Source organism: Paenibacillus sp. J31P190 (genome assembly GCF_059692075.1).
Genome location: NZ_JCAUAS010000003.1, coordinates 414,022 through 437,441, shown reverse-complemented (window position 1 = coordinate 437,441; position 23,420 = coordinate 414,022). Strand labels below are relative to the sequence as shown.

Genomic DNA, 23,420 nt, shown 5'->3' with positions numbered 1-23,420 from the left:
GAGAAGTCTAGTCATCTAGTCGTCTGGAAGTCTACTCCTGGGCTACACTCTTTTTTTAGTAAGCAATCTAAGAGCAGGGATACCTTTTTGCTAGGCTCGCTGTTGCGAAATAACTCGAAACTGTCTATAGTAAAAGGGTATTTATTAGGAAAAGAGGATTTGAAACCGTTATGGCAAAAGCAAAAATCACGGAGCTCGATCTCGTTAGAGCCTTCGCTATCCTTGCAGTCGTTATGATTCATGTTACCGCGGACTGGACAGTGGATCCGGCTTTGAAGGGGAGCAGCACAGAACTAATCATTTTATTTTTGAACAAAATAAGCTATTTCGCTGTTCCGCTGTTTATTTTTTTGAGCGGCATTGTATTATTCTACATTTATACGGATAATTGGAGCGCGAAACAGGCCGGTATCTTCTACTGGAAACGTGTCCGCCAAGTGTTAGTTCCTTATATCGTTTGGTCCTTCTTCTATTATATATATAATCCTTGGCTTTGGACGCCGGGGCACCCCGTTAAGTTTGATCTGCGTATTTTTCTGGAACAATTAAAATGGGCGGATTCCGGCTATCACTTGTATTTTATGATTATTATCGTACAGTTCTACCTGTTGTTTCCGCTGCTAGTTTGGGCTGTTAGAAATGCGCCTTGGTTTCGCCGGACGCTGGCACTTTGGGGACTAGCCATTCAAGCAGGCGTTTACATTTACACCCACTGGTTCGGTACAATTAGTCATAAACCAGAGCTTTGCATAACGTACTTCGGGTATTTTCTCGTGGGCGGTGCAATTGGCATGAGCTACGGTTCCTTTCGTTCTTGGATGGATCGGAACAAGGGTTGGGTGCTGCCAGCTGCAGTTCTTAGTGGTTTGGCCTATGTGATGCTTTACCTATTGGGACTAAAAGGATTTAAGTTTGAAAATACGTGGTATGAAATTTTATGGCTGCTCTACAGCATTGGCATTGGTGTAAGCTTTATCTGGATCGCGAAATGGCTTCTCCAAAAATCAACCAAAGTTGCGCGCTTTTTCGTCTCGTTAGGTTCGGTGTCGTTTGGTGTCTACTTAATGCATCCAGCGTTGTTATCCCTATGGAAATATAAAGTACATATACCCGGCTCGATTTTGCTTTTTAACGTGTATAATGGAATCGTTTTTGTGCTGATTGTTGCGATACCGTGGGTACTCACGCTGTTATATAGAAAAGTAAGAAAAGTGTTATCGATATGATGGAAGATTAAGACCCTGTTGGTTGGGTCTTTTTTTGTTTACTTCACAGTCGCACGTTTCCCACAACCAAAAGCGGATATTCATTGAAAATTCCTCTTGAGTATCTGATAATTGTAAAGACGGATTGTTGGACAGTCTGGTTTCAGTGTAGTCGAGGTTGCTTAGATCGTGACAGTTTGTCGACCATATCGGTGGAGACTTTCTAAATATATTCTACATATAGAAGAAAGGTTGTTGAAGGATGAACGAAATCATTTCTTTATTGCAAAATCATCGCTCCATTCGTAAGTTTACGAATGAGCCAGTAAGCTCGGAACAGCTGGATGCTATTCTGGCAGCCGCTCAAGCGGCATCTACATCCAGCAATATGCAAGCGTATAGCGTTATCCATGTAACGGATGACGGGCTGAAGAACCAGCTTGCCGCGCTAGCCGGCAATCAAGCATACGTCAGCGAGTGTCCGCTGTTCCTAGTGTGGTGCGCGGATCTGCACCGATACGCGCAGGCTGTCCACCGTCACGGGGACACTCCGGTTACTGGCAACGCTGAGAACTTCATCGTTGCCACAGTAGATGCTGCATTAGCGGCGCAAAATGCAGCCATCGCCGCGGAGTCACTCGGACTCAGCGTAGTGTACATTGGCGGGCTGCGCAATAAGCCCGCTGAGGTGTCCCAGCTGCTGGGCTTGCCGCAGCTGGTGTACCCGGTCTTCGGCATGTGCATCGGCATGCCGGATCAAGAGCCGCCGCAGCGCCCGCGGCTCCCGCGAGAAGCCGTATACCATGAGAATCGGTATACGGATAACGAAGGAGCGGTCGACGTGTACGACGAGAGCATCCGCGACTATATGAAGGTTCGATCGGGCGGCAAAGTCGATACGACCTGGTCCAAGGACATGGCAGCCAAAGCGCAGCGGCCGCGAGAGCACATGAAACCCTTCCTTAGCTCCCAGGGTTTCGAGATTGAGTAAGCCTTAATCTTTCGCATTGAACATATAACAAGAACTTGTCTCATACAATGACATTAGTATGAGATAGTTTCTTGTTTATTTAAAGCGAAAGGAGTGATCATTTTGAAAGGCTTTAAAAATGTCGTTTACATGAGCTTAACGTTAGGCATGCTATTTTACTCCATTCCCCAATTGGAGTTTCGAGATGTAGGATCGCTGCCTATGGTGTTTAGCAGCATCTGGATCGTGATGGCCCTGCTTGTGACAGCCTCTCATTTGCATCAAATACTTGGTGTGGATGAAGAGAAACGCAAAGAGATGAACCGCATCAATCGGATGAAAAAATGGCAGTTGGAGCAGCTTGTTCAAGGTCGCCGGAAACTTCTGCAATTTCGCAAGTAGCGAAGAAGAGATTTCCATTTTGACAACGAACGTATGTTTGCTATAATACAAATAAAGTATCCAATCCAATAGGGTTGGATTTTTTATTTAGGAAAAGCTGATTTCATTGTTCTTGCGCTTTGGAACGATTATACTAGTAGTACAGAGTAATACAGGAACAAGCGAATGAGGTGTAACAGTTGGATACACAATCCGTGGATACATTAACGAAGCATGAACAAATTTTGCGCTATATTGAAAGCTTGAAGCTTGGCAGCCGGATCTCCGTTCGCAAAATTGCCAAGAACATGGAAGTCAGTGAAGGAACGGCTTACCGAGCTATTAAAGAGGCCGAGAATCAAGGTCTGGTCTCGACCAAAGAGCGAATCGGAACCGTAAGAGTTGAGAAAAAGCTGCGGCAGAACATTGATAAGCTCACATTTGCTGAGGTAGTGAACATGGTCGATGGGCAAGTACTCGGTGGCTCGCGTGGACTCCATAAGACGCTGCACAAGTTCGTTATCGGCGCGATGGAACAGGATGCCATGATGCGTTACATTGAGGCCGGCAGCCTTCTAATCGTTGGTAACCGCAACCGTGCCCATATCTGTGCTTTGGAACAAGGCGCAGGCGTACTCATTACGGGGGGATTTAACACCAGTACAGAGGTGAAAGTCCTTGCAGATGAACTGGAGCTGCCTATTATTTCGAGCAGCTACGATACGTTTACGGTTGCCTCCATGATTAATAGAGCCATATACGATCGTTTGATCAAGAAGAAAATTATGCTTGTCGAGGACATCCTGGCATCAGGCGCTTCCCTTTATGCTCTTAAGGCAAATAGTACACTGAAGGACTGGCAGCGCATGTCAGAGGATACAGGGTACAGCCGTTTTCCTGTTGTAGACGAGTGGAACCGAATTATTGGTGTTGTGACCTCGAAGGATATGGTGGGAGCTAATTCTCTACAAACAGTAGATAAGCTTATGACGCGCAGTCCGCTTACCGTAACGCCCCAAACTTCAGTAGCATCAGCAGCCCACATGATGGTGTGGGAAGGTATTGAATTGCTGCCAGTCGTGGATACAAACCGCAAAATCCTTGGCGTGCTTAATCGCAGCGATGTGTTGAAAGCCATGCAGTATATTCAGAAGCAGCCGCAGAATGGTGAAACGTTCGAGGATTTAATCTGGTCCGGACTGGAAGAGGTTAGGGATGAAAAGGGGTCACTGCAGTTTCATGGCGTTATCACCCCACAGATGACGAATCATTTGGGGACGGTATCGGAAGGTGTTCTTACAACGCTGATGACCCAAGCGGCCTATCGCATCGTGCAGGAACATAAGAAAGGGGATCTCGTCATGGACAATATGTCGACCTATTTCTTAAAACCGCTGCAAATTGACTCCAAAATAGAAATACGACCCACCATCATTGAAGTGAGCCGTAAGTTTGGCAAAATTGATGTAGAAATTTATCATGCTGGGACTTTGGTTTCCAAAGCAATGCTAACCGCTCAAGTCATTTAACGCAGCATGCGATCGAAGTGCCCATGATTGCGAATGCCGGCGAATAAGTTGAACAGACCTAGCAGGACCAGCACGGTGCCGAAGATGCGGCGAAAGCTGGATTCACTAAAGAAGAAGATTTGGGTGATAGCAATAAGAACGAGCATCAAACCCATGCAAATATTCATGCGGGCGGAGAATAAACCGCGTCTGGCCGCAACCGTTTCACGTCGAGACCGGAAGCTGAAATATACGGAAAGCCCAAGCAGTATGCAAATAAGGGAGAATAAAGTGATTTGAATGGCGAACATCTGGTTAATCCGTCCTTTAGGCGAGTTTACTGTTTACTTTAGCGATTTTAATGAAAGATTGCAATATTCTATCGCTTAAAAAGTCCTCAGGGCGGTTATGTTCGTTTCTCTTGGGCCGTAATCCACACAGTTAGTTCGGTTTGAATCAATACGATGGATTTGATCTCAACGACATATTTTTTATCATGCAAAATATAGGTCCGCTGGGTAATAATTCTTTCATAAAGGGGCTGTGAGTCCCGTACGAACGCGGCCTTTTGGCCAATAACGAGCTTGAGCTCACTCTTCACATCCACCTCGATTTCTTTCTGAATATCTTCACTGATGAGTTCATTTTGGTTTTTGGGAAGCAGATGAACATTGACTGTGTTAATTAATGCCTGTTTATTTTTTGTTTTATTTAAATTTTCGATATCATCAAGGAGATCACGATTTTCCTCCAAATATTTATGCATCTGCACATAGAGCTGATTATAGGTGTGCTGATGAATGCTCATATAGACCGCGCTCCCAATGATAGCTCCCGAAAGCATCAGTCCTAAGCTCGAAAGCAGACGTTGATATCGGGCAAAAGGAGGGATCCTCAAGGCTGATTGCCCCCTTTGCAGATCATTTGAATAAGTGAAGTGCCCATCTGCGCTCCTATAAAAGCAACAATAATCAGAACGATTTGCTTAATAGCGGGATTCAAATGCCCTATAGCTACATGGCTTTCAATATAGCGTATCGGATCAATCGTGCCGCCAACAGCAGCTACCATGGCCCAGATTTTAATGTTTTCTGAAATGGTCAGCATTTTTTCCGTCGGTGATTGAAGCGTGAGCACGGCTGCTATTCCACTTAACATGCTGCCTCCAAATACGACCCCGAATGCAATACAGAAATACACGATAATATTTGCCCAAAAGACATACATGTCCTTATCGCTTCCTTTCCAGCTTAGTTAAAGAGGACAAACTCTCTATACTTAATGTATGGGAATGCCTAGCACCAATATGATAAAATATAAGGAATAAAATGAAAGAAGGGAGGACATGCTGATGAGTTCGTTTGTACACTTGCATGTTCATAGTGAATACAGTTTATTAGACGGTGCGGCACGTATGGAGGAGCTTGTTTCACAAGCAGCTAATCTTGGCATGACCTCTCTAGCATTGACAGATCACGGTGTCATGTACGGGGCCATTGCCTTCTACAAAGCGTGCAAACAGCGAGGCATTAAACCAATTATTGGTTGTGAGGTCTATTTCACAGCGGGATCTATTCGCGATAAAGGGACTAGACAGGAACAGCCAATCTATCACCTTATCCTGCTAGCCAAAAATTATCAAGGTTATCAAAATTTAATGAAGCTCTGCTCAATCGGACATTTACAGGGCTTTCACTATAAACCGCGTATCGATTTGGAACATTTAGCCAAGCATTCAGAGGGACTTATTTGTCTGAGCTCCTGCTTAGGCAGCGAGGTCTCTCAGCATTTGCTTCACAATCGTCATGAAGAAGCCCGAAAAGCGGCTGAGCGCTATCGTGATATTTTCGGCGATGATTTCTTTCTGGAAATTCAAGATCATGGGATGATTGAGCAGAAAAAAGTGATGATCTCGATGATCGAGCTAAGTAAAGAAACCGGAATCCCGCTAATTGCCACGAATGATGTGCATTATGTGACAGAGCCGGATCATGTGATGCAGGACATTCTCATTTGCATTGGGACAGGCAAAACGGTGGAGGACACCGATCGGCTTAAGATGGGGACGAGTCAGATGTATTTGAAAAGCGAGGAGGAAATGAGACGTTTATTCGTCCATGTTCCCGAAGCGCTTACGAATACGAGCGTTGTAGCTTCACGCTGTGAACTCGAGCTGGAGTTCGGTAAATCGATTTTACCTAGCTTTCGTCCCATTCCTGAGCACCTCGCAGCTGGAGAATATTTGCGTGAGCTCTGTGTACAGGGGCTGGAGCAGCGTTATGCGGCTAAAGCTGAGTGGCATACAGTGGATTCACCGCTGCGGAAACAAGCAGAGGAACGTCTAGCTTATGAGCTCAGCGTCATTGAGAAAATGGGTTTTTCCGATTACTTCTTAATCGTATGGGATTTTATTCGTTTTGCACACGAAAAGAGTATCATGACCGGACCAGGCAGGGGATCATCTGCCGGAAGTCTAGTTGCTTATGTACTGCGTATTACGAATGTCGATCCACTTAAATATAAGCTGTTGTTTGAACGTTTTCTTAACCCGGAACGGATTACGATGCCGGATATTGATATCGATTTTAGCGATGAACGCCGGGATGAAGTGATTGACTATGTGGTTGCCAAATATGGGCACGAGCATGTCGCGCAAATTATTACCTTCGGAACGATGGCGGCCAAAGCCGCGGTAAGGGACGTCGGACGCGTATTAAATGTACCCTATGGAGACGTTGACCGAGCGGCCAAGGCGATTCCGAATCAACTAGGTATGACCTTATCGGAAGCACTGCAGGTTAGCTCTGATTTAAAGGGGCTGGTCGCAAGACAGCCCAAGACAGCAGAATTGCTGGAAATGGCGATGCGTGTTGAAGGCATGCCGCGCCATGCTTCAACGCATGCGGCAGGGGTTGTCATTTCCAGAGAACCGTTAACGCAGTATGTCCCTCTCCAAGAAGGCACGGCTCAGACAGCTCTTACCCAGTATACGATGGAGCATTTGGAGGCCATCGGACTGTTGAAAATGGATTTTCTCGGCTTGCGGACGCTGTCTATTATAGAACGAACGGTTGATTGGATAGCACAGATGGAAAATGTGCGTCTCAACTTTGATATGTTGGACATGGATGAGGATGCCGTGACCTACGGTATGCTTAGTAAGGGAGAAACGACGGGCGTCTTCCAATTGGAGTCATCGGGTGTACGCAAGGTGTTGAAGGATTTGAAGCCCTCTGTGTTTGAAGATATTATTTCCGTTGTGGCCTTGTACCGTCCAGGTCCGATGGAGTTTATACCTAAGTATATTTATGGGAAGCACGGACAGCTGGAGGTCGTTTATCCGCATCCCACGTTAGAGCCTATCCTTCGGGATACGTACGGCATTATCGTCTACCAAGAGCAAATTATGCAAATTGCCTCATCAATGGCAGGTTTTAGCTTAGGCGAAGCAGATTTGTTAAGACGAGCAGTGTCCAAGAAGAAGCGGGAAGTGCTGGATGAAGAACGGGCACATTTCGTTTCGGGCAGCTTGCGTCAAGGTTTTAATGCCGATGAGGCTAATCATGTGTATGATATGATCGTGCGTTTTGCTGATTATGGTTTTCCGCGTGCGCATGCAACGGCTTATGGGGTGCTGGCATTCCAAACGGCTTATTTAAAAGCGCACTATCCGATTTATTTTATGGCTTCTATGTTAACGGCTGTTATGGGGAATCATCGGAAGGTAGCCGAATATGTGGATGAGTGCCGGCGGGTGAAATTGGCTGTGCTCCCGCCTGATGTTAATGGCAGCGGAACGGTATTTACACCGGATCCTGGGGCCGGGGCAATCCGCTTCGGGCTTGCAGCGATCAAAAATGTAGGTACTCAAGCCATCGATGCTATTCTTAATGAACGGAAAAAGTCACAGTTCGAGAGCTTGCTAGATTTCTGCCGACGTGTTGATTTACGCGTATGTAATAAACGAGTGATTGAATCGCTCATTCAAGGTGGAGCTTTCGACACTCTAGGCGGGCATCGCGCTCAGCTGATGGCTATTCTCGATGAAACCATCGCCTCCGCAACCAAATGGCGCAAGGAACGGGATGATCTGCAGCTTCACCTCTTTGGCTTCGTTGAAGAACCGAACTGGGAGGTGGAGGTTCCGAACATTCCTCCGATGCCGCAAAGTAAACAATTGGAGCTCGAGAAGGAACTTCTCGGCATGTATATATCCGGACATCCGCTTGATGCTTATGCGGAGCAGCTTAGTGAGATGGAAGCGGCTATGCTTCATCAATTAGCGGAGCTGCCAGATAACAGCGAGGTTCTTGTAGCGGGCATGATCCTCTCGAATAAGACGATCGTCACGAAGAAAGGGCAGCCCATGGCGTTCATGGAGCTGGAGGATCGCATTGACAAGGTCGAGGTGGTGTTGTTCCCCGAGACCTGGAAGAATGCGGCTCCGCTCGTGCAGAAGGGCAGACTGGTCCTCGTCCGGGCGAAGCTGCAGCTTCAGGACGAGGACCCGCCCAAGCTGCTCGCGGAGCAGCTTGTCGCGCTGGACGACCCTGCAGGCGTCCAGCGGCTCCGCCGGCAGCCAGGGGCGCATAGGCGATCAGCTGACGTAGTCAGCGATCGGCCTGCGCGCACGGCTGCCATCTCAGGCGGCGCAAGCAGCGCCGCCGCTGTCACACAGGCGGCCCCTGCGGCGGGCCGCCAGGAGTCCCGCGCTGCGGCGCAGCCGGCGCGCACGAACGCTGCGGAGCCGAAGGCGCAGCGGGTGTTCGTCAAGATCTCGGCTGACTGCGAGCAGCCGGATAAGCTGCTGCAGCTGAAGGCGCTGCTGAAGCTGCATAAGGGCCAGCTCGCGGTTGCGCTTTTCTACGAAAGCAGCAACAAGCTCTTGGCCCTGAGCGACCAATATTTGGTCGATCCTTCGAAGGATTTGTTCCGTATGATTGAGACCATCATGGGTAAAGATTCGGTCAGAGTGAAATAAAGATAGCATCCTCCGCATATGAATAGGAACCCGGTATTTCAAGGGTTTAATACATGCGTAGGAGGAGACTTATGACCGAACAACATATGATCCAGTTGCTGCAGAGACGTGGTGTAACGGTAGAGCAAATCTCTGAAATTGTGTTCAAGCTGCAAAAGCCCTATAATGATCAACTATCGCAAGAAGAGTGTATCGAGAGTGTGCTGGCTGTTCTCGCCAAGCGGGAAGTGCAGTATACACTTTATACGGGCATTGCTCTTGATGAATTGGCAGAGAAAAAGCTGTTGCCCGAGCCTTTGCAATCGATTCTTGAAGCGGATGAACCTCTGTTCGGCGTCGACGAAACTCTGGCCCTAGGCATTGTTCATGTATATGGGATGATTGGCTTAACTAGCTTTGGCTATTTAGATAAAGAAAAAATGGGTATTATCCGAACATTGAATGATGATCGAAGTTCTGTTCATGTTTTTCTGGATGACTTGATCTGTGGTTTAGCGGCAGCAGCTTCTGCCAGAATCGCTCATCAGAATGAGCATGCGCCTGATTATAGCAGTAAATTACGTCTGGACTAGCTCAAAAAAGTTCAGACTTCACTTTTTTTCATGAACGTGCTCTGTTGCGGGAAAAAGAGAAATTATGATATCATTATTCCATTGTGTGCGCCTATGCTTATGTAGGATGTTAATTATCATCGTTGCTAACTTGCCCTAATCCATGTAGTTGCACGTCATAGGAGGTTTTTTTTCATGTGGACGGTGATATACATAGCTCCTACCGCGAAGATTGCAGAGCGGATTAAACAGAGGCTGACGGAAGAAGGATTTCTCGTACAAGTTCGGGGTATCTCCTTATCCAAAAATCAGTTCGAAATCGTCGTACCCGCAGGTGAAGTAGAGGAAGTTCAGGAAGTGCTCAATTCTATTTTACATAGATAATGAAAAGTAGAAGCAAGTAACGTGGCTTGTCAGAAGTTCAAGATAATAGCCAAGTAGAGGTGGAAATGTGCTAAAGGATTTATTTCAAAAGCGTAAATATGCAACGATTCCTTCCGAGAAAACAAAAAGGGATATTCCCGAAGGTTTAATGAATAAATGCCCGAAATGCGGTACGATCCAAACGAGTAAAGAGCTTGAGAAAAATCTAAAAGTCTGTACAGCTTGTGGCTATCATTATCGTTTAAGTGCCTTGGAACGTATCCAATTAACGCTTGATGAAGGTCAGTTTTTGGAATACGACGCAGACATGATCTCTGAGGATCCTTTGGAGTTCCCTGACTACGTTGAGAAATTGGATAAAGCGAAGAGTACAACGAAATTACAAGATGCAATTATGACCGGTGAAGGTACGATTGGTGGCTATCCGGTTATTGTTGCGGCCATGAGTTTTGACTTCATGGGTGGATCACTAGGCTCCGTTGTTGGGGAGAAAATAACCAGAGCAATCGAAGCTGCCATTCAAAAGAAAGTTCCAATTATCATTTACTCCACATCAGGTGGAGCTCGTATGCAAGAAAGCATTCTAAGCTTGATGCAAATGGCGAAGACAAGCGCTGCTTTGTCCAAGCTCGGCGCGGAAGGCGGATTGTTTATTTCTATTATTACAGATCCGACTTTCGGGGGTGTATCTGCGAGTTTTGCTATGCTAGGCGATATTATTATTGCTGAACCTGCTGCACCATTTGGATTTACAGGCCGTCGTGTTATTGAACAAACGATTAAACAAAAGCTGCCGGACAATTTCCAGACATCTGAATTCAATCTCGAGCATGGTCAGCTCGACAAGGTCGTGAGCCGTAAGGATATGCGTCCTACGTTAATCAAGCTGTTAGACATGCACGGAGTGAAGGGGGAGGCGACTTATGGCGGGTGAAATGCCGTTTGAACAGCCGCTGGCGGAACTAAAGAAGAAGATTGCGGAACTGCGTACTTTTGGCGCTGAGAAGCAAATTGACTTTTCGGAGGAAATTCGTCGTTTGGAAGAAAGATATGCTGAACTCGAAGATGAGCTTTATGCGAATATGTCTTCTGCTGAGAAAATGCAGTTGGCTCGTCATCCGCAAAGGCCGACAACGATTGATTATATTGGAACCATTTTCACGGATTTCATAGAGTTTCATGGCGATCGCCTTTATGGGGATGACCTTGCGATTGTAGGTGGACTAGCCAAATTGAACGGCATTCCAGTTACGGTTGTCGGTCACCAAAAAGGGAAAGATACGAAGGATAATATCGCTCGTAACTTCGGCTGTCCGCATCCGGAAGGGTTCCGTAAAGCGCTGAGGTTGATGCGTCAAGCGAACAAATTTAAGCGTCCTATTGTGACGTTTATTGATACCAAAGGTGCATTCCCTGGGAATGCTGCAGAAGAGCGCGGCCAAGGAGAAGCGATTGCCAGAAATTTACTGGAAATGGCCTCTTTTCGTGTCCCTATTATCTGTATTGTTATTGGGGAAGGCGGCAGTGGCGGCGCACTTGGATTAGGTGTAGGTAACAAGGTATTGATGTTGGAGAATGCTATTTATTCGGTTATTAGTCCCGAAGGCGCGGCTTCCATCTTATATAAAGATGCTTCCAAAGCTTTACACGCGGCAGAAGCGATGAAAATTACTGCAGATCATATCTTGGAGCAAAAGGTGATCGACGGTATTATCCCGGAGCCTAAAGGTGGCGCACACCGGGATTTAGCAGCACAAGCAGAATTGATCAAAACAGCTATCTGGGAACAGCTTCAGCATTTGCTAAGTATGAACGAACAGGAGCTGCTCGAGGACCGTTACCGCAAATTTAGAGAGATCGGCCGGTTCACATTCACTCAGGAGGGAAACCATGCGTAAAACGAAAATTGTCTGTACCATTGGACCTGCAAGCGAATCACAAGAGAATTTGAAAAAGCTTCTAGAAGCGGGAATGAATGTTGCCCGTCTTAACTTCTCCCACGGAGATTTTGAGGAGCACGGCGCACGTATCCGCAACCTTCGCGCTGCATCCGCTGAGACAGGCAAAGTAGCAGCTATTTTGCTTGATACCAAAGGACCGGAAATTCGTACGGGAAAATTGAAAGAAGAGCCGATTGAGCTTGTTCAGGACAAGCACATCATTTTGACAACAGAAGAAATCTTAGGCGATGCAGATCGTATCTCAGTTACCTATTCGAATCTGCCGCGTGACGTTGCTGTTGGATCTACCATTCTAATCGATGATGGTTTAATTGGTCTTTCGGTTGTTGGTATTCGTGGAACCGAAATCGAGTGCCGCATTGTTAATGGCGGAACGATTAAAAGCAAAAAAGGCGTTAACGTCCCAGGTGTGAAAATTAGTCTTCCAGGGATCACGGAGAAGGATGCCAACGATATCGTCTTCGGTATCGAGCAAGGCGTAGATTTCATCGCCGCTTCTTTCGTACGTAAAGCAAGTGACGTTATGGAAATTCGTGAATTGTTGGAAAGACACAATGCTTCACACATCCAAATCATTAGTAAAATCGAAAACCAAGAGGGCGTTGACAACTTAGACGAAATCCTTGAAGTATCCGATGGTCTGATGGTTGCTCGTGGGGATCTTGGCGTTGAAATTCCAGCTGAAGATGTTCCTGTTGTCCAAAAACAAATGATCAAAAAATGTAACATCGTAGGTAAGCCGGTTATTACGGCAACGATGATGCTCGACTCCATGCAGCGTAACCCGCGTCCAACGCGTGCAGAAGCAAGTGACGTAGCCAATGCGGTGTTCGACGGAACGGATGCTGTGATGTTGTCCGGTGAAACAGCTGCTGGTAAATATCCAGTTGAGTCGGTGCAAACGATGGCTCGTATCGCTGAGCGTGCGGAAGCAGCTTTGGAATATAAAGAGATTTTCCTTCGTCAAGCACAAGCGCAACAAGTTACGGTAACCGAAGCAATTTCTCAAGCAGTAGCTAACTCAGCTTTGGAGTTGGGTGCGAAAGCGATTTTAACGGCTACAGAAAGTGGATATACAGCTAGAATGGTGTCCAAATACCGTCCGAAATCACCAATCATCGCCGTTACGCCAAGCGAGCAAGTCATTCGCCGCTTGTCCCTCGTATGGGGTGTTATTCCGGTGATGGGCGTGCAAGCGAAAACGACGGATGAGCTGTTCAATCTTGCGGTAGAAAGCAGCATCAAAACAGGTATCGTTTCTCTAGGTGATATCGTTGTTATTACGGCAGGTGTACCAGTTGGACGCTCCGGAACAACGAACTTGATCAAGGTTCATCACGTAGGTGAGATGATTGCCAAAGGAACCGGTATCGGTATGCAAACAGCAACGGGTATCGTTGTAACAGCTCGTACACCAGAAGAAGCGAATGCGAAAATGGTAGACGGTGCTGTACTTGTAACGGTATCGACGGACAAAGAATATATGCCTGCTGTACAAAGAGCTTCAGCGTTGATTACCGAAGTTGGCGGGATCACTTCACATGCGGCAGTAGTCGCATTAAGCCTTGGAATTCCGGTCATTGTAGGCGTTGAGAACGCAGTTGAATTAATCAAAGACGGCACAGAAGTTTCGATCTATCCAGAAGTTGGCGTTATCTACTCTGGTCAAGCGAGCGTTCTGTAGGTATAGCAAGAGTGAAGCGAGAGTAGTCTCGGCTTCACTCTTTTTTTATTTTACTAACTATGGTACCTTACGCATTCATACCCGCCTCGAAGGGAACATTCGAACTCAAACCGACACCAGAAGGAACGAGATAACGCTATTTACAGTAAAATCTCGATTTCAGATGTTTAACGGAACGAACTGACGCTATTTAATCAAAATGAAGGGTTATAGACTCAATTTTAATGAAATAGCGTCATGTTGTTCCGCTTCATCCCTTCTAAAGGCTGAATTCAGCGAAATAAGGCTTCTGGGTTCCCTAAGCGTCAGAATGTTGCTAATGTACCGAACAAATCATCGCAAAGAGATCATAGAGAGCGAATACGGGACTCAGCATACGTTCTAACCAAGTGCCTAAACCACGTCTAGTAGGACTTAGCTCCATATCACTTGCATCACTCCGCGCCACTCCCAGCACTCTGTATCATTCGTATCACTCCAGTACTCCATATCACTTGCATCACTCCGCACCACTCCCAGCTCCGTATCACTCGTCTCACTCCGCCTCACTCTTCACCACTCCGTATCATTCGTCTCACTCCGTCTCATTCCGCGCCACTCCCAGCTCCGTATCATTCGTCTGACTCTGCCTCACTCTTCACCACTCCGTATCACTCGTCTCACTCCGTCTCACTCCGCGCCACTCCCAGCACTTCGTATCATTCCTCTGACTCTGCCTCACTCTCAACCACTCCGTATCATCCGCTTCACTCGCCAGCACTACCCATCCCTAACCCTAGCTGTGCTATAATTGTTCTAAGACTTGTTATTGGAGGCGTACATCATCATGACTCAGGAGCGCTGGCATCAGCATCAGTTTCGTGTGAGATATGAAGAAACGGATCAAATGGGGGTTGTGTACCATGCCAACTATTTGACGTGGTTCGAGATTGGGCGGACCGAACTTATCAGGGAGCTTGGATACCCATACCGGCGTATTGAGGAGAAGGGGCTGTTGCTGCCGCTTGTTGAAGCGGAGGTTAAGTTTAAGAAGCCTGCTCGTTATGATGACTTGGTATGCGTGAACACGCGAGTGATTGATATGAGCAGTGTTCGGCTCCATTTTGCCTATGAAATCCGTAAAGTTTCGGAAGAAATGAGGGCTCTAACCGCAGATTCTGCTGCACAACCTACGGGGGAATTACTTGTTACTGGAGCAACTCATCACGTTTGGGTGAATCCTTCTTGGAAGCCAATACGTATAGAGAAGGAAGCGCCAGAATTATGGCAGCTGTTAGCTAAGTATTCTTAAAAGGGGCTGAGCTTATGTTTCGTATCATTCTTGCCATTTTTATTCTAGTACCTGCCATAGAAATTACGCTTCTTATCACATTGGGGCATTTTATCGGCGGCTGGACAACATTCGCGCTTATAATTATAAGCGGCTTCCTAGGTGCCTATTTCGCCAAGCGGGAAGGACGCAAAGTGCTGGAGTATGCCAAGTTTGAGTGGTCTCAGGGCCAACTGCCGGCACAGCACTTGTTAGATGGAATCTGTATTTTCATTGGCGGTATTTTATTAATTACGCCGGGATTCATCACGGATATTTTCGGATTTCTACTTGTTTTTCCTTACACGAGACCGATCTTCAAAGTGATGCTGCTTGCATTGATTCAAAAACAAATCGGCAGAGGCCGAATCAATATCATAAAGCGTAGATAAAGAATAAAGGCTCGGTCACCCCGTCTATTTGGGAGGAACCGAGCCTTTTTGTATGTAAGTCGCAATATCATGAAAGATTCTTGCGCGATAGAACGCTGCAATCAGAATGAGAGTCACAGGACCCACAATAAGTCCGAGGAGTCCGAATAGTTTCAATCCAACGAACATAGCGATTAACGTAGCCAGAGGGTCTAATCCGACTGAGGAGGCGAGCACCTTTGGCTCCATAATCTGTCTGGCAATCACGATGACGCCATACAGCACACTGAGGCCGATTCCGAGGAAAAAGTCTCCTTGCGCAAAGAAAACGTACAAAATCCAAGGCACCATGACCGCACCTGTCCCCAAATAAGGCATCAGGTCTGCTAAGCCTGTTAATAAACCGATGGTTATGGCATAATCAACGCGCAAGACCAGCAAGCCAATGATGACCACAAGAGCGGTTAGTGAAACAAGAATGAGTTGGGCACGCATGTAGCCGAACAATGCTTTTTGCAAATCCGTCCGTATTAATTGGGTGGTCTTCACAATCATGTCGGAGAAGATCCCTTTATACCGTTTGATAAGCTGATACCAATCTTTACTAATGAAAAAGGTGGCCAGCATAACAATAATGGTGATGGTCGCGATATTCGGTAAAGAAGTTAGAAATCTTTTCAAAGTATCAAATACATAGCCAATAATGAACTTACTTACGTCTGCAATGGAGCCTGCTGTCGAAGATAAATTATTGTTGACGGTTTCTTGATATTTCGGGTTATTTTCAAAAAACTGATTAATACGTTCAATCAAATCCTGGAAAGCTGTAGAATTAATGAAAACATTGAATTGCTCCACCCATAGGTTAATTTGAATCTGTAAGGTATCCGCAAGTGAACCTAATTCTACGACGATATTCGCAACTAGTAAGGTTATGGCCGTAACCATGGCACCTATAAATAACAACATGGATAAGGTAACGGCAAGCCAGCGCGGGAATTTCACTTTGAATTGGAAGAAGTTCACAAGGGGATTAAGCATAAGAGCTAGAATCCAGCCGAAAATAAATGGGTAAATCAGAGGGATAACATAGTAGAAAGCGAGTCCGATTAGAACAATAATTAGTGCCACCCAAATACCCCTGAAAATCTGATGAACTAAACGTGGATTCAGGATACCCATGGTTTTTTCTCTCCTAGTTTCAAGTCTTTTCATTGTAACATGATCTTGGATAAATACGGAAATAACATCACCTTTACAAAATCTTCATATATTGAAACAGGGGATTCTGCATTGTCGGTGTAGAGCACGCATAGTACAATGAAGATATAAATGGCACAGATAACAGATAGAAAACATAAGAAAATATAAGTGGAGGCTTTATGAGTATTGCGCGTGAACCAGATTTGAAAGAAGTTAAAGAGCTCAAAGAAGTTAAGGAAGTCAAAGAGATTTCGACCAAGTACTTAAACCGGGATTTAAGCTGGATCGAGTTCAATTGGCGTGTTCTGGAGGAGGCTCAAGATGCGAGCACTCCACTCCTTGAGCGTGTGAAATTTCTGTCAATCGTATCCAGTAATCTCGATGAGTTCATGAGTGTTCGTGTCGCAGGACTGAAGGATCAAATCAAGGCTGGGTATACCAAAAAAGACTTCACAGGCTATACTCCCGCCGGCCTTATTAAACGAATTATGAAGCGCACTGCCAAAATGGTAACAGAACAGTACAAAACGTATCGTGAAGTTACGAGACTGCTAACCAAAGAAGGCATTGTGTTTACGGAATTTGAAGATTTGAATACGACACAGAAAAAAGCTATGGATGCTTATTATCATGATATTATTTTTCCTGTATTGACGCCGATGGCCGTGGATCAAAGTCGTCCATTTCCTCTTGTACATAATCAATCCGTCTATTTAGCCGTCTTGCTTGTTCGGGAAGGGGATGATCCGGATGATGAGCCTTATTTTGCCATCGTTCAAGTACCGAGCAATTTATCCCGTTATATTCCGGTGCCAACACGGCCAAATAGTAAAAAAACAGAATTTATTCTAATTGAAGAATTGATCGAGCATCATATTGAATCGCTTTTCAGTGGATACATTCCGATTTCCGTTCACGGGTTCAGGGTGACTCGAAACGCCGATTTAACGCTCAATGAAGAAGGAGCGGAAGATCTGCTTGAGGAGATCGAGAAGGAGCTTAGACGCAGACGCTGGGGCTCTCCTGTTCGACTTGAAGTACAAGAAGGCATTCATCCATATGCGCTTGCACAGCTTCAGGATGAGTTCGAGATTGAAGAACAAATTTTTGAAATTGATGGTCCGTTGGACATTACCTATTTCATGAAGCTGGCCGGTACGTTGAATGGCTATGAAAATCTTCGCTATCCGCGTATTGCTGCCAAATACCCCATAGAATTTGAGGATACGACTGATTTCTTCGAAGTTCTTAAGCAAAAGGATGTATTGGTACATCATCCCTATGAAACGTTCGACGCCGTAACAGACTTCATCATCCATGCTGCCTATGATCCGAAAGTGCTCGCAATCAAAATGACACTGTATAGAGCGAGCGGAAACTCGCCGATTATTCAAGCGTTAGCCAGAGCCGCGGAGTCTGGGAAGCAGGTCACGGTAGTTGTTGAGCTGAAAGCCAGATTTGACGAAGAGCGCAATATTGCATGGGCAAGAATGCTTGAAAAGTCAGGCTGTCATGTGGTTTATGGACTTGTTGGGCTCAAAACGCATGCCAAGATCACACTCGTCGTGAGACAAGAAGAACAGACGCTCCGCAGATATGTTCATGTGGGAACAGGTAATTATAACGACAGCACTGCCCGTCTTTACACAGATGTAGGGCTATTCACTGCAAATAGTGTGATTGGAGAGGATGCCTCCGCGCTTTTCAATGAAATTACTGGCTACTCCGCGCCTCATGATTGGCAGTCTTTCGCTGTGGCACCTACGGATTTGAAGGATAAGCTATTTGAGCTTATCGAACGTGAAGCTGAGCACGCTAGAGCGGGCAGACCAGCCCGAATTATTGCAAAAATGAACTCATTATCCAATCAAGAGATGGTAGATGCCTTATATGCGGCGTCGCAAGCAGGTGTAAAGATTGAATTAATTATTCGCGGCGTCTGCTGCTTGCGTCCAGGGGTGCCTGGGATTAGCGAGAATATTACAGTTCGGAGTATTGTAGATCGTTTCTTGGAGCATTCACGCATTTATTACTTCGAAAATGGCGGACTAGTTGATGTATATTTATCTTCAGCCGACTGGATGACACGTAATTTGACACGTCGTATTGAGCTGATGTGTCCGGTTCTTGATCGGGAAATGAAGAAAGTGATGATACAAATTCTGAATGTTACGCTGCATGATAACGTCAAAGCAAGAGAACTGATGCCCAACGGGATGTACAGTCGCATCAAAAATGAACTGACCCCTTATCGGAGCCAGTTCGAGGCGATGAAAATTACTTCTTGGAAAAAACTCCGGCTTGGGTCTTAAGCTTAAGCCCCCAGATTTTTTCGAAATCCTTACTGATAGCCGCGAGTTCCTTTAGCTCCATAATGGGGTTGTGGATACATAACAGCTTGAGAGTTAGCGCTGATTCGGTTTGCGTTGTTTGCAGCTCTTGAACAGGCTGCGTCTCACTATGATCCAAAGCGATAGCTAATTTAAGCAGTGTACCTAACTTTACTATTAATGCCGCGTCGGATTCCATCAAAAGGTCCTTGTAAGCTAGGACTTGTTGGTGGGTCCGGCTTTTTGTTTTGTAAGTAGCAATCAAAGAGCAAATAACAATTTCTCGATGACTGAGGCCGTCGATATGTGCCCCTGTCATCATATATTGTGTATGTTTGAGGTAATGGTAATAATGGACGCTGGTTCCGATTCGATGCAAGAGGGCAGCGGTATGCAAGTATCTTTGACTTCGATCTTCCGATTCGGGCGGAGCAGTGAGTGTATGATAAAGCTGTATAGCGAATTTATCTACATGAGAGACATGCTTCACAGCGGCATTCGGATGGAGCATAAGCAAATTATGGATACTTGCTTCAAGTACATCCGCCTTGATTGGGTGCTTAGGATCGAATGTTTCGTAGAAGAGTCCATCACGAAGTCCTGATCCGCTGATAATGCACGCTGATGAACCCGCTGCTTCGAATATGGTGTCCATAATGATCAGTCCAGGAACCATAATATCTGCGCGGTCTTTGGAGAGACCATCTATTTTTTTCCGTTTTTCCAGTGGCATGGAGGATAACAATAAGAGGAAATCACGAAGCTCCCCAGGTTTCAGCGTGTAATTGTGGGCAAGCTGAAGCGAGTATTTGCTTCGTTTTTGGCTGATTTTCCCAAGGGTTCGAATCGTTCCGCCTAGACCAATCATAGGCAGATTAGGAGAACCGGCAATCCAAGGATGAGCCAAAATCGCATCTTCAACCATCCGGCGAATATCGCCCATTTCCTGCTCGGTCAGATTGCCATTTTTCATAAATTGGCGTGTGGTGTTCACCGCACCGAATGGAAAGGAAACGCTGTGAAGCAATTTCCGGTTACGAAGCAAGGTAACTTCCGTGCTCCCTCCGCCAATATCAATGATCAAGCCGTCCCGGATATCGATGGTATTAATTACGCCTAAATAGCCATATCGTGCTTCTTCTGTCCCACTCAGAACTTCAATATGAAGTCCGGTCTGTTCCTGGAGAATCCGCACAATTTCAGCTGAATTGGCCGCGTTACGTATGGCTGCCGTTGCTACGGCTCTTATTGTCGGAACCTCATGAACTTTGCATAACAGAGCATAGTGGGATAGAATTGGTACGATAGAGATAATGTCTTTGCTATGTAATATGCCATCGGAACCGATGCGTTCGCTGAGTCTAGCGGAATCCTTATGCTCACTTACAACACGGTATGCCCCTTGGGCATTAATTTCGTAGATAACAAGTCGAATCGAGTTGGATCCGATATCAATGATGCCGATACTTGTGCTGCTGCTCATGTATTTGCTCCTTTTTCAGAGAAAAATCACTTTTACTTTGCCTACATTGTATCAATCTGGGCACGACTCGACAAACTTTTCCTACAGGGTTGTATAATTCGGGGAAATTAACAAAAACTTGTATCGTGTGTTTTGAAGAGATGGTTCAAAAAAAGTGCCGATTTCCGCCAAAAAGATTCTTTATGATAGTGATAATGAAGTTTTATGTCTGCTTTTGTTCACTTATTAAACAAAATACTTTATTATTAAGTTAGGAAAAAAGCAATTTTTTGCTAATAGAGTAGCTAAGGAGAGATTCCCATGTCTGCAACCAAAGGTTTAGAAGGAATTGTAGCCACGACCTCGTCGATCAGCTCCATTGTAGATGGAGTGCTAACGTATCGCGGGATTGATATTGATGACCTCGCAGAGAATGCGACATTTGAAGAAGTTATTTATTTGCTTTGGTTCGGCAAATTGCCTAACCAAGCTGAGCTTGAGAAACTGCAAAGCGACCTGAACGCTTACAGCAAGGTGCCTGATGCGGTTATCAACCAGATTAAAGCATTCCCGAAAGATGTTAATTCCATGGCTGCTCTTCGTACAGCAGTATCGGCTCTTGCACTTTATGATGAAGAAGCGAACGATTTGAGCCCTGAATCCAATGTGCGTAAAGCGATCAAGCTGCAAGCACAAATTCCTGGCATTATCGCTGCTTTCGCTCGTATCCGTGAAGGTAAAGAACCATTAGCTTCCCCAGGATATGCTTCTGTTGCTGCTAACTTCTTGTACCAGCTAACAGGTAACGAACCGGATAAAATCGCGATCGAAGCTTTGGACAAAGCATTGGTTTTACACGCTGACCATGAGCTGAATGCTTCCACATTCGCTGCACGCGTTACTGTTGCAACATTAACAGACATCTACTCCGGTATTACTTCAGCGATCGGCACGCTTAAAGGACCTCTTCACGGCGGTGCGAACGAAGCTGTTATGGCGATGCTGGAAGAAATCGGTACTGTAGAGAACGTAGTTCCTTACATCAACGATAAATTAGATCGCAAAGACAAAATCATGGGCTTTGGACACCGTGTTTACAAAAACGGAGATCCGCGTGCGAAGCACTTGCAAAAAATGTCCTATGAGCTTGGTAAACTAACTGGCAACCTGAAATGGTACGAAATGTCCATTAAGGCAGACGAATTGGTCACCAGCCTCAAAGGCTTGAAACCAAACGTTGATTTCTACTCTGCTTCCGTTTACACAACGTTGGAAATCCCACGCGACCTGTTCACGCCGATCTTCGCGATCAGCCGTACATCTGGTTGGGCTGCCCACATCTTGGAGCAGTACGAAAACAACCGTTTGATCCGCCCTCGCGCTGAGTACACGGGTCCGGTTAACCAAAAATACATTCCAATTAGCGCTCGCTAATCGGCATACATGCAGACTCAAGGTGCGGGCAGTTCGGTACCCAGCCTCAGGGACTTCGACTTTCCTGGGCGTACCGCAACTCCCGTCACTTTTTGTGTGTTTACCTTCACTACTACTGTGACGAGTTAAATTTCTTAGGAAGTTTCTCGCAGCAGTTATATAGCTAAGTGGAGTGCTTGGCAGTGCCTGGAGAAACGTAAGTGTCCGCCTTTAGAATCCTGTCCATAAAATAAAATCAATTCAATTGGACAGGATGATAACAGCGGTCGGAAGGCATTGCCAAAAGCACGCAACGTAACGCGCAACAGTAACTTTTTCGATAAACTAATCTACATAAATTTTAGGAGGAACTAATCATGCCACAATTCGAATCCTACGAACTACCAAAAGAAGGTCAAAAAATCACTATCGAGAATGGTGTTCTGCAAGTACCTAACAACCCAATCATCCCTTACATCGAAGGTGACGGTACAGGTCCTGATATCTGGGCTGCTTCCGTACGCGTTCTGGATGCTGCAGTTGAGAAAGCATACAAAGGCGAGAAAAAAATCGCTTGGTACGAAGTTTTTGCCGGAGAGAAAGCTTTTAACAAATACAACAACTGGCTGCCTAACGATACATTAACAGCTATGCGCGAATACATCGTTTCCATCAAAGGACCTTTGACTACACCAATCGGCGGCGGTATTCGTTCCCTGAACGTTGCACTTCGTCAAGAATTAGATCTTTACGTTTGTTCCCGTCCAGTTCGTTATTTCAATGGCGTTCCTTCACCGGTTAAACGTCCTGAGCTGGTTGACATGGTTATTTTCCGTGAAAATACAGAAGATATCTATGCTGGTATTGAGTGGGAAGCTGGTTCCGACGCAGTTAAGAAAGTTATTAAATTCCTTCAAGATGAAATGGGCGTTAACAAAATTCGCTTCCCGGAAACTTCAGGAATCGGTGTTAAACCAGTATCCTCCGAAGGTACTGAGCGTTTGGTACGCGCTGCAATCGAGTACGCGATCAAACATGGCCGTAAAACATTAACTTTGGTACACAAAGGTAACATCATGAAGTTCACAGAAGGCGCGTTCAAAAACTGGGGTTATGAGCTTGCTGAGCGTGAATATGCGGACAAAACTTTTACATGGGCACAATACGATCGTATTAAAGAAGCAGAAGGCGCTGAAGCAGCTAACAAAGCTCAAAAAGACGCTGAAGCAGCTGGCAAAATCATCGTAAAAGATGCAATTGCTGACATCGCGTTGCAACAAGTATTGACTCGCCCAACTGACTTCGACGTAATCGCAACATTGAACTTGAACGGTGACTACCTGTCTGATGCACTTGCTGCACAAGTTGGCGGTATCGGTATCGCTCCAGGAGCAAACATCAACTACTTGACTGGTCACGCGATCTTCGAAGCTACGCATGGTACAGCTCCTAAATACGCTGGTCTTGACGTAGTTAACCCAGGTTCCGTAATCCTATCTGGCGTTATGCTGCTTGAGCACCTTGGCTGGTTGGAAGCGGCTGAATTGATCTACAAAGGTTTGGAAACATCCATCAATAACAAAACTGTAACTTATGACTTTGCTCGTTTGATGGAAGGCGCGAAAGAAATCAAATGTTCCGAGTTCGCTAACGAAATCATCAAAAACATGGCTTAATTCTTTTGAGAAAAGTTGATCTACTAAAAAC

General features: G+C 45.7%; 21 protein-coding genes. 15 read left to right on the top strand and 6 right to left on the bottom strand.

Annotation, left to right across the window (positions count from 1 at the left end; translation table 11 throughout):
* Positions 1-170 precede the first annotated feature (170 nt).
* From AC58U0_RS09060 to AC58U0_RS09045, 4 genes are all read left to right on the top strand, one after another.
* A complete protein-coding gene (locus tag AC58U0_RS09060; RefSeq protein ID WP_497378673.1) occupies positions 171-1,226 on the top strand; it encodes an acyltransferase in 1,056 nt (351 codons plus the stop codon).
* Positions 1,227-1,467: 241 nt separating this feature from the next.
* Positions 1,468-2,196 carry an oxygen-insensitive NADPH nitroreductase gene (gene nfsA / locus AC58U0_RS09055; RefSeq protein WP_497378672.1) on the top strand — a complete coding sequence of 243 codons (729 nt, stop codon included), beginning with the start codon at positions 1,468-1,470 and terminating at the stop codon, positions 2,194-2,196.
* A gap of 102 nt (positions 2,197-2,298) precedes the next feature.
* Positions 2,299-2,577, top strand: coding sequence for a hypothetical protein (locus tag AC58U0_RS09050; protein ID WP_057307273.1), 279 nt, complete (start codon positions 2,299-2,301; stop codon positions 2,575-2,577).
* Between the two features lie 179 nt (positions 2,578-2,756).
* A complete protein-coding gene (locus AC58U0_RS09045; protein WP_057307274.1) occupies positions 2,757-4,085 on the top strand; it encodes a DRTGG domain-containing protein in 1,329 nt (442 codons plus the stop codon).
* Here the strand turns inward: AC58U0_RS09045 and AC58U0_RS09040 are convergent.
* The 3 genes from AC58U0_RS09040 to AC58U0_RS09030 form a co-directional block, all read right to left on the bottom strand.
* Positions 4,082-4,375 carry a YtpI family protein gene (locus AC58U0_RS09040; protein WP_057307275.1) on the bottom strand — a complete coding sequence of 98 codons (294 nt, stop codon included), beginning with the start codon at positions 4,373-4,375 and terminating at the stop codon, positions 4,082-4,084. The two genes, AC58U0_RS09045 and AC58U0_RS09040, sit on opposite strands and share 4 nt — an antisense overlap.
* 95 nt (positions 4,376-4,470) lie before the next feature.
* Positions 4,471-4,962, bottom strand: coding sequence for a sporulation membrane protein YtrI (locus AC58U0_RS09035; RefSeq protein ID WP_497378671.1), 492 nt, complete (start codon positions 4,960-4,962; stop codon positions 4,471-4,473).
* On the bottom strand, positions 4,959-5,291 hold the full coding sequence (locus tag AC58U0_RS09030) for a YtrH family sporulation protein (protein ID WP_307439973.1): 333 nt from the start codon (positions 5,289-5,291) through the stop codon (positions 4,959-4,961). The genes AC58U0_RS09035 and AC58U0_RS09030 overlap by 4 nt, the downstream gene beginning before the upstream one ends.
* 124 nt (positions 5,292-5,415) lie before the next feature.
* Here AC58U0_RS09030 and AC58U0_RS09025 point away from each other — a divergent pair, with 124 nt between their 5' ends.
* From AC58U0_RS09025 to pyk, 6 genes are all read left to right on the top strand, one after another.
* The gene (locus AC58U0_RS09025) at positions 5,416-9,045 is read left to right on the top strand and encodes a DNA polymerase III subunit alpha (RefSeq protein WP_497378669.1); all 3,630 of its coding nucleotides are present in this window, start codon (positions 5,416-5,418) and stop codon (positions 9,043-9,045) included.
* Between the two features lie 71 nt (positions 9,046-9,116).
* Positions 9,117-9,617: a phosphatidylglycerophosphatase A family protein gene (locus AC58U0_RS09020; protein ID WP_057307279.1), complete on the top strand. Its 501-nt coding sequence runs from the start codon at positions 9,117-9,119 to the stop codon at positions 9,615-9,617.
* Positions 9,618-9,791: 174 nt separating this feature from the next.
* Positions 9,792-9,980, top strand: coding sequence for a hypothetical protein (locus tag AC58U0_RS09015; RefSeq protein ID WP_057307280.1), 189 nt, complete (start codon positions 9,792-9,794; stop codon positions 9,978-9,980).
* A gap of 67 nt (positions 9,981-10,047) precedes the next feature.
* On the top strand, positions 10,048-10,914 hold the full coding sequence (gene accD, locus AC58U0_RS09010) for an acetyl-CoA carboxylase, carboxyltransferase subunit beta (protein WP_057307281.1): 867 nt from the start codon (positions 10,048-10,050) through the stop codon (positions 10,912-10,914).
* Positions 10,904-11,878 (top strand): acetyl-CoA carboxylase carboxyltransferase subunit alpha, encoded by a 975-nt coding sequence (locus AC58U0_RS09005; RefSeq protein WP_060645678.1) that lies wholly within the window; start codon positions 10,904-10,906, stop codon positions 11,876-11,878. Before accD ends, AC58U0_RS09005 begins: the two co-directional genes overlap by 11 nt.
* Positions 11,871-13,625, top strand: a complete 1,755-nt coding sequence (gene pyk, locus AC58U0_RS09000; RefSeq protein WP_497378667.1) for a pyruvate kinase — start codon at positions 11,871-11,873, stop codon at positions 13,623-13,625. The genes AC58U0_RS09005 and pyk overlap by 8 nt, the downstream gene beginning before the upstream one ends.
* A 414-nt stretch (positions 13,626-14,039) precedes the next feature.
* Here the strand turns inward: pyk and AC58U0_RS08995 are convergent, their stop codons facing one another.
* Positions 14,040-14,174: a hypothetical protein gene (locus tag AC58U0_RS08995; protein ID WP_497378666.1), complete on the bottom strand. Its 135-nt coding sequence runs from the start codon at positions 14,172-14,174 to the stop codon at positions 14,040-14,042.
* A gap of 277 nt (positions 14,175-14,451) precedes the next feature.
* On the opposite strand from AC58U0_RS08995, the gene AC58U0_RS08990 reads away from it, so the two are divergent.
* Positions 14,452-14,916: an acyl-CoA thioesterase gene (locus AC58U0_RS08990; RefSeq protein WP_497378665.1), complete on the top strand. Its 465-nt coding sequence runs from the start codon at positions 14,452-14,454 to the stop codon at positions 14,914-14,916.
* Positions 14,917-14,930: 14 nt separating this feature from the next.
* Positions 14,931-15,326, top strand: a complete 396-nt coding sequence (locus tag AC58U0_RS08985) for an FxsA family protein (protein WP_497378664.1) — start codon at positions 14,931-14,933, stop codon at positions 15,324-15,326.
* Between the two features lie 24 nt (positions 15,327-15,350).
* Here AC58U0_RS08985 and ytvI read toward each other — a convergent pair whose 3' ends face one another.
* Positions 15,351-16,487 carry a sporulation integral membrane protein YtvI gene (gene ytvI / locus AC58U0_RS08980; RefSeq protein WP_057307287.1) on the bottom strand — a complete coding sequence of 379 codons (1,137 nt, stop codon included), beginning with the start codon at positions 16,485-16,487 and terminating at the stop codon, positions 15,351-15,353.
* A 200-nt stretch (positions 16,488-16,687) separates the two neighbouring features.
* Between ytvI and AC58U0_RS08975 the strand changes: the two genes are divergently transcribed.
* Complete coding sequence (locus AC58U0_RS08975) at positions 16,688-18,820, top strand: RNA degradosome polyphosphate kinase (protein ID WP_082562601.1); 2,133 nt, start codon at positions 16,688-16,690, stop codon at positions 18,818-18,820.
* Here AC58U0_RS08975 and AC58U0_RS08970 read toward each other — a convergent pair.
* Positions 18,786-20,321: a Ppx/GppA phosphatase family protein gene (locus AC58U0_RS08970; protein ID WP_497378662.1), complete on the bottom strand. Its 1,536-nt coding sequence runs from the start codon at positions 20,319-20,321 to the stop codon at positions 18,786-18,788. The genes AC58U0_RS08975 and AC58U0_RS08970 overlap by 35 nt on opposite strands.
* 300 nt (positions 20,322-20,621) lie before the next feature.
* On the opposite strand from AC58U0_RS08970, the gene citZ reads away from it, so the two are divergent.
* Both citZ and icd read left to right on the top strand, forming a co-directional pair.
* Positions 20,622-21,734: a citrate synthase gene (citZ, locus tag AC58U0_RS08965; RefSeq protein WP_497378661.1), complete on the top strand. Its 1,113-nt coding sequence runs from the start codon at positions 20,622-20,624 to the stop codon at positions 21,732-21,734.
* Positions 21,735-22,090: 356 nt separating this feature from the next.
* Entirely contained in the window at positions 22,091-23,389 is a 1,299-nt protein-coding gene (icd, locus tag AC58U0_RS08960) for an NADP-dependent isocitrate dehydrogenase (RefSeq protein ID WP_057307290.1), read from the top strand.
* Positions 23,390-23,420: the final 31 nt, after the last annotated feature.

Coding starts and splice junctions, on each gene's coding strand:
- AC58U0_RS09060 (WP_497378673.1), top strand. CDS start 171: ATGGCAAAAGCAAAAATCACGGAGCTCGATCTCGTTAGAGCCTTCGCT.
- nfsA (WP_497378672.1), top strand. CDS start 1,468: ATGAACGAAATCATTTCTTTATTGCAAAATCATCGCTCCATTCGTAAG.
- AC58U0_RS09040 (WP_057307275.1), bottom strand. CDS start 4,375: ATGTTCGCCATTCAAATCACTTTATTCTCCCTTATTTGCATACTGCTT.
- AC58U0_RS09030 (WP_307439973.1), bottom strand. CDS start 5,291: ATGTATGTCTTTTGGGCAAATATTATCGTGTATTTCTGTATTGCATTC.
- AC58U0_RS09025 (WP_497378669.1), top strand. CDS start 5,416: ATGAGTTCGTTTGTACACTTGCATGTTCATAGTGAATACAGTTTATTA.
- AC58U0_RS09020 (WP_057307279.1), top strand. CDS start 9,117: ATGACCGAACAACATATGATCCAGTTGCTGCAGAGACGTGGTGTAACG.
- AC58U0_RS09015 (WP_057307280.1), top strand. CDS start 9,792: ATGTGGACGGTGATATACATAGCTCCTACCGCGAAGATTGCAGAGCGG.
- AC58U0_RS09005 (WP_060645678.1), top strand. CDS start 10,904: ATGGCGGGTGAAATGCCGTTTGAACAGCCGCTGGCGGAACTAAAGAAG.
- pyk (WP_497378667.1), top strand. CDS start 11,871: ATGCGTAAAACGAAAATTGTCTGTACCATTGGACCTGCAAGCGAATCA.
- AC58U0_RS08990 (WP_497378665.1), top strand. CDS start 14,452: ATGACTCAGGAGCGCTGGCATCAGCATCAGTTTCGTGTGAGATATGAA.
- AC58U0_RS08985 (WP_497378664.1), top strand. CDS start 14,931: ATGTTTCGTATCATTCTTGCCATTTTTATTCTAGTACCTGCCATAGAA.
- ytvI (WP_057307287.1), bottom strand. CDS start 16,487: ATGGGTATCCTGAATCCACGTTTAGTTCATCAGATTTTCAGGGGTATT.
- AC58U0_RS08975 (WP_082562601.1), top strand. CDS start 16,688: ATGAGTATTGCGCGTGAACCAGATTTGAAAGAAGTTAAAGAGCTCAAA.
- AC58U0_RS08970 (WP_497378662.1), bottom strand. CDS start 20,321: ATGAGCAGCAGCACAAGTATCGGCATCATTGATATCGGATCCAACTCG.
- citZ (WP_497378661.1), top strand. CDS start 20,622: ATGTCTGCAACCAAAGGTTTAGAAGGAATTGTAGCCACGACCTCGTCG.
- icd (WP_057307290.1), top strand. CDS start 22,091: ATGCCACAATTCGAATCCTACGAACTACCAAAAGAAGGTCAAAAAATC.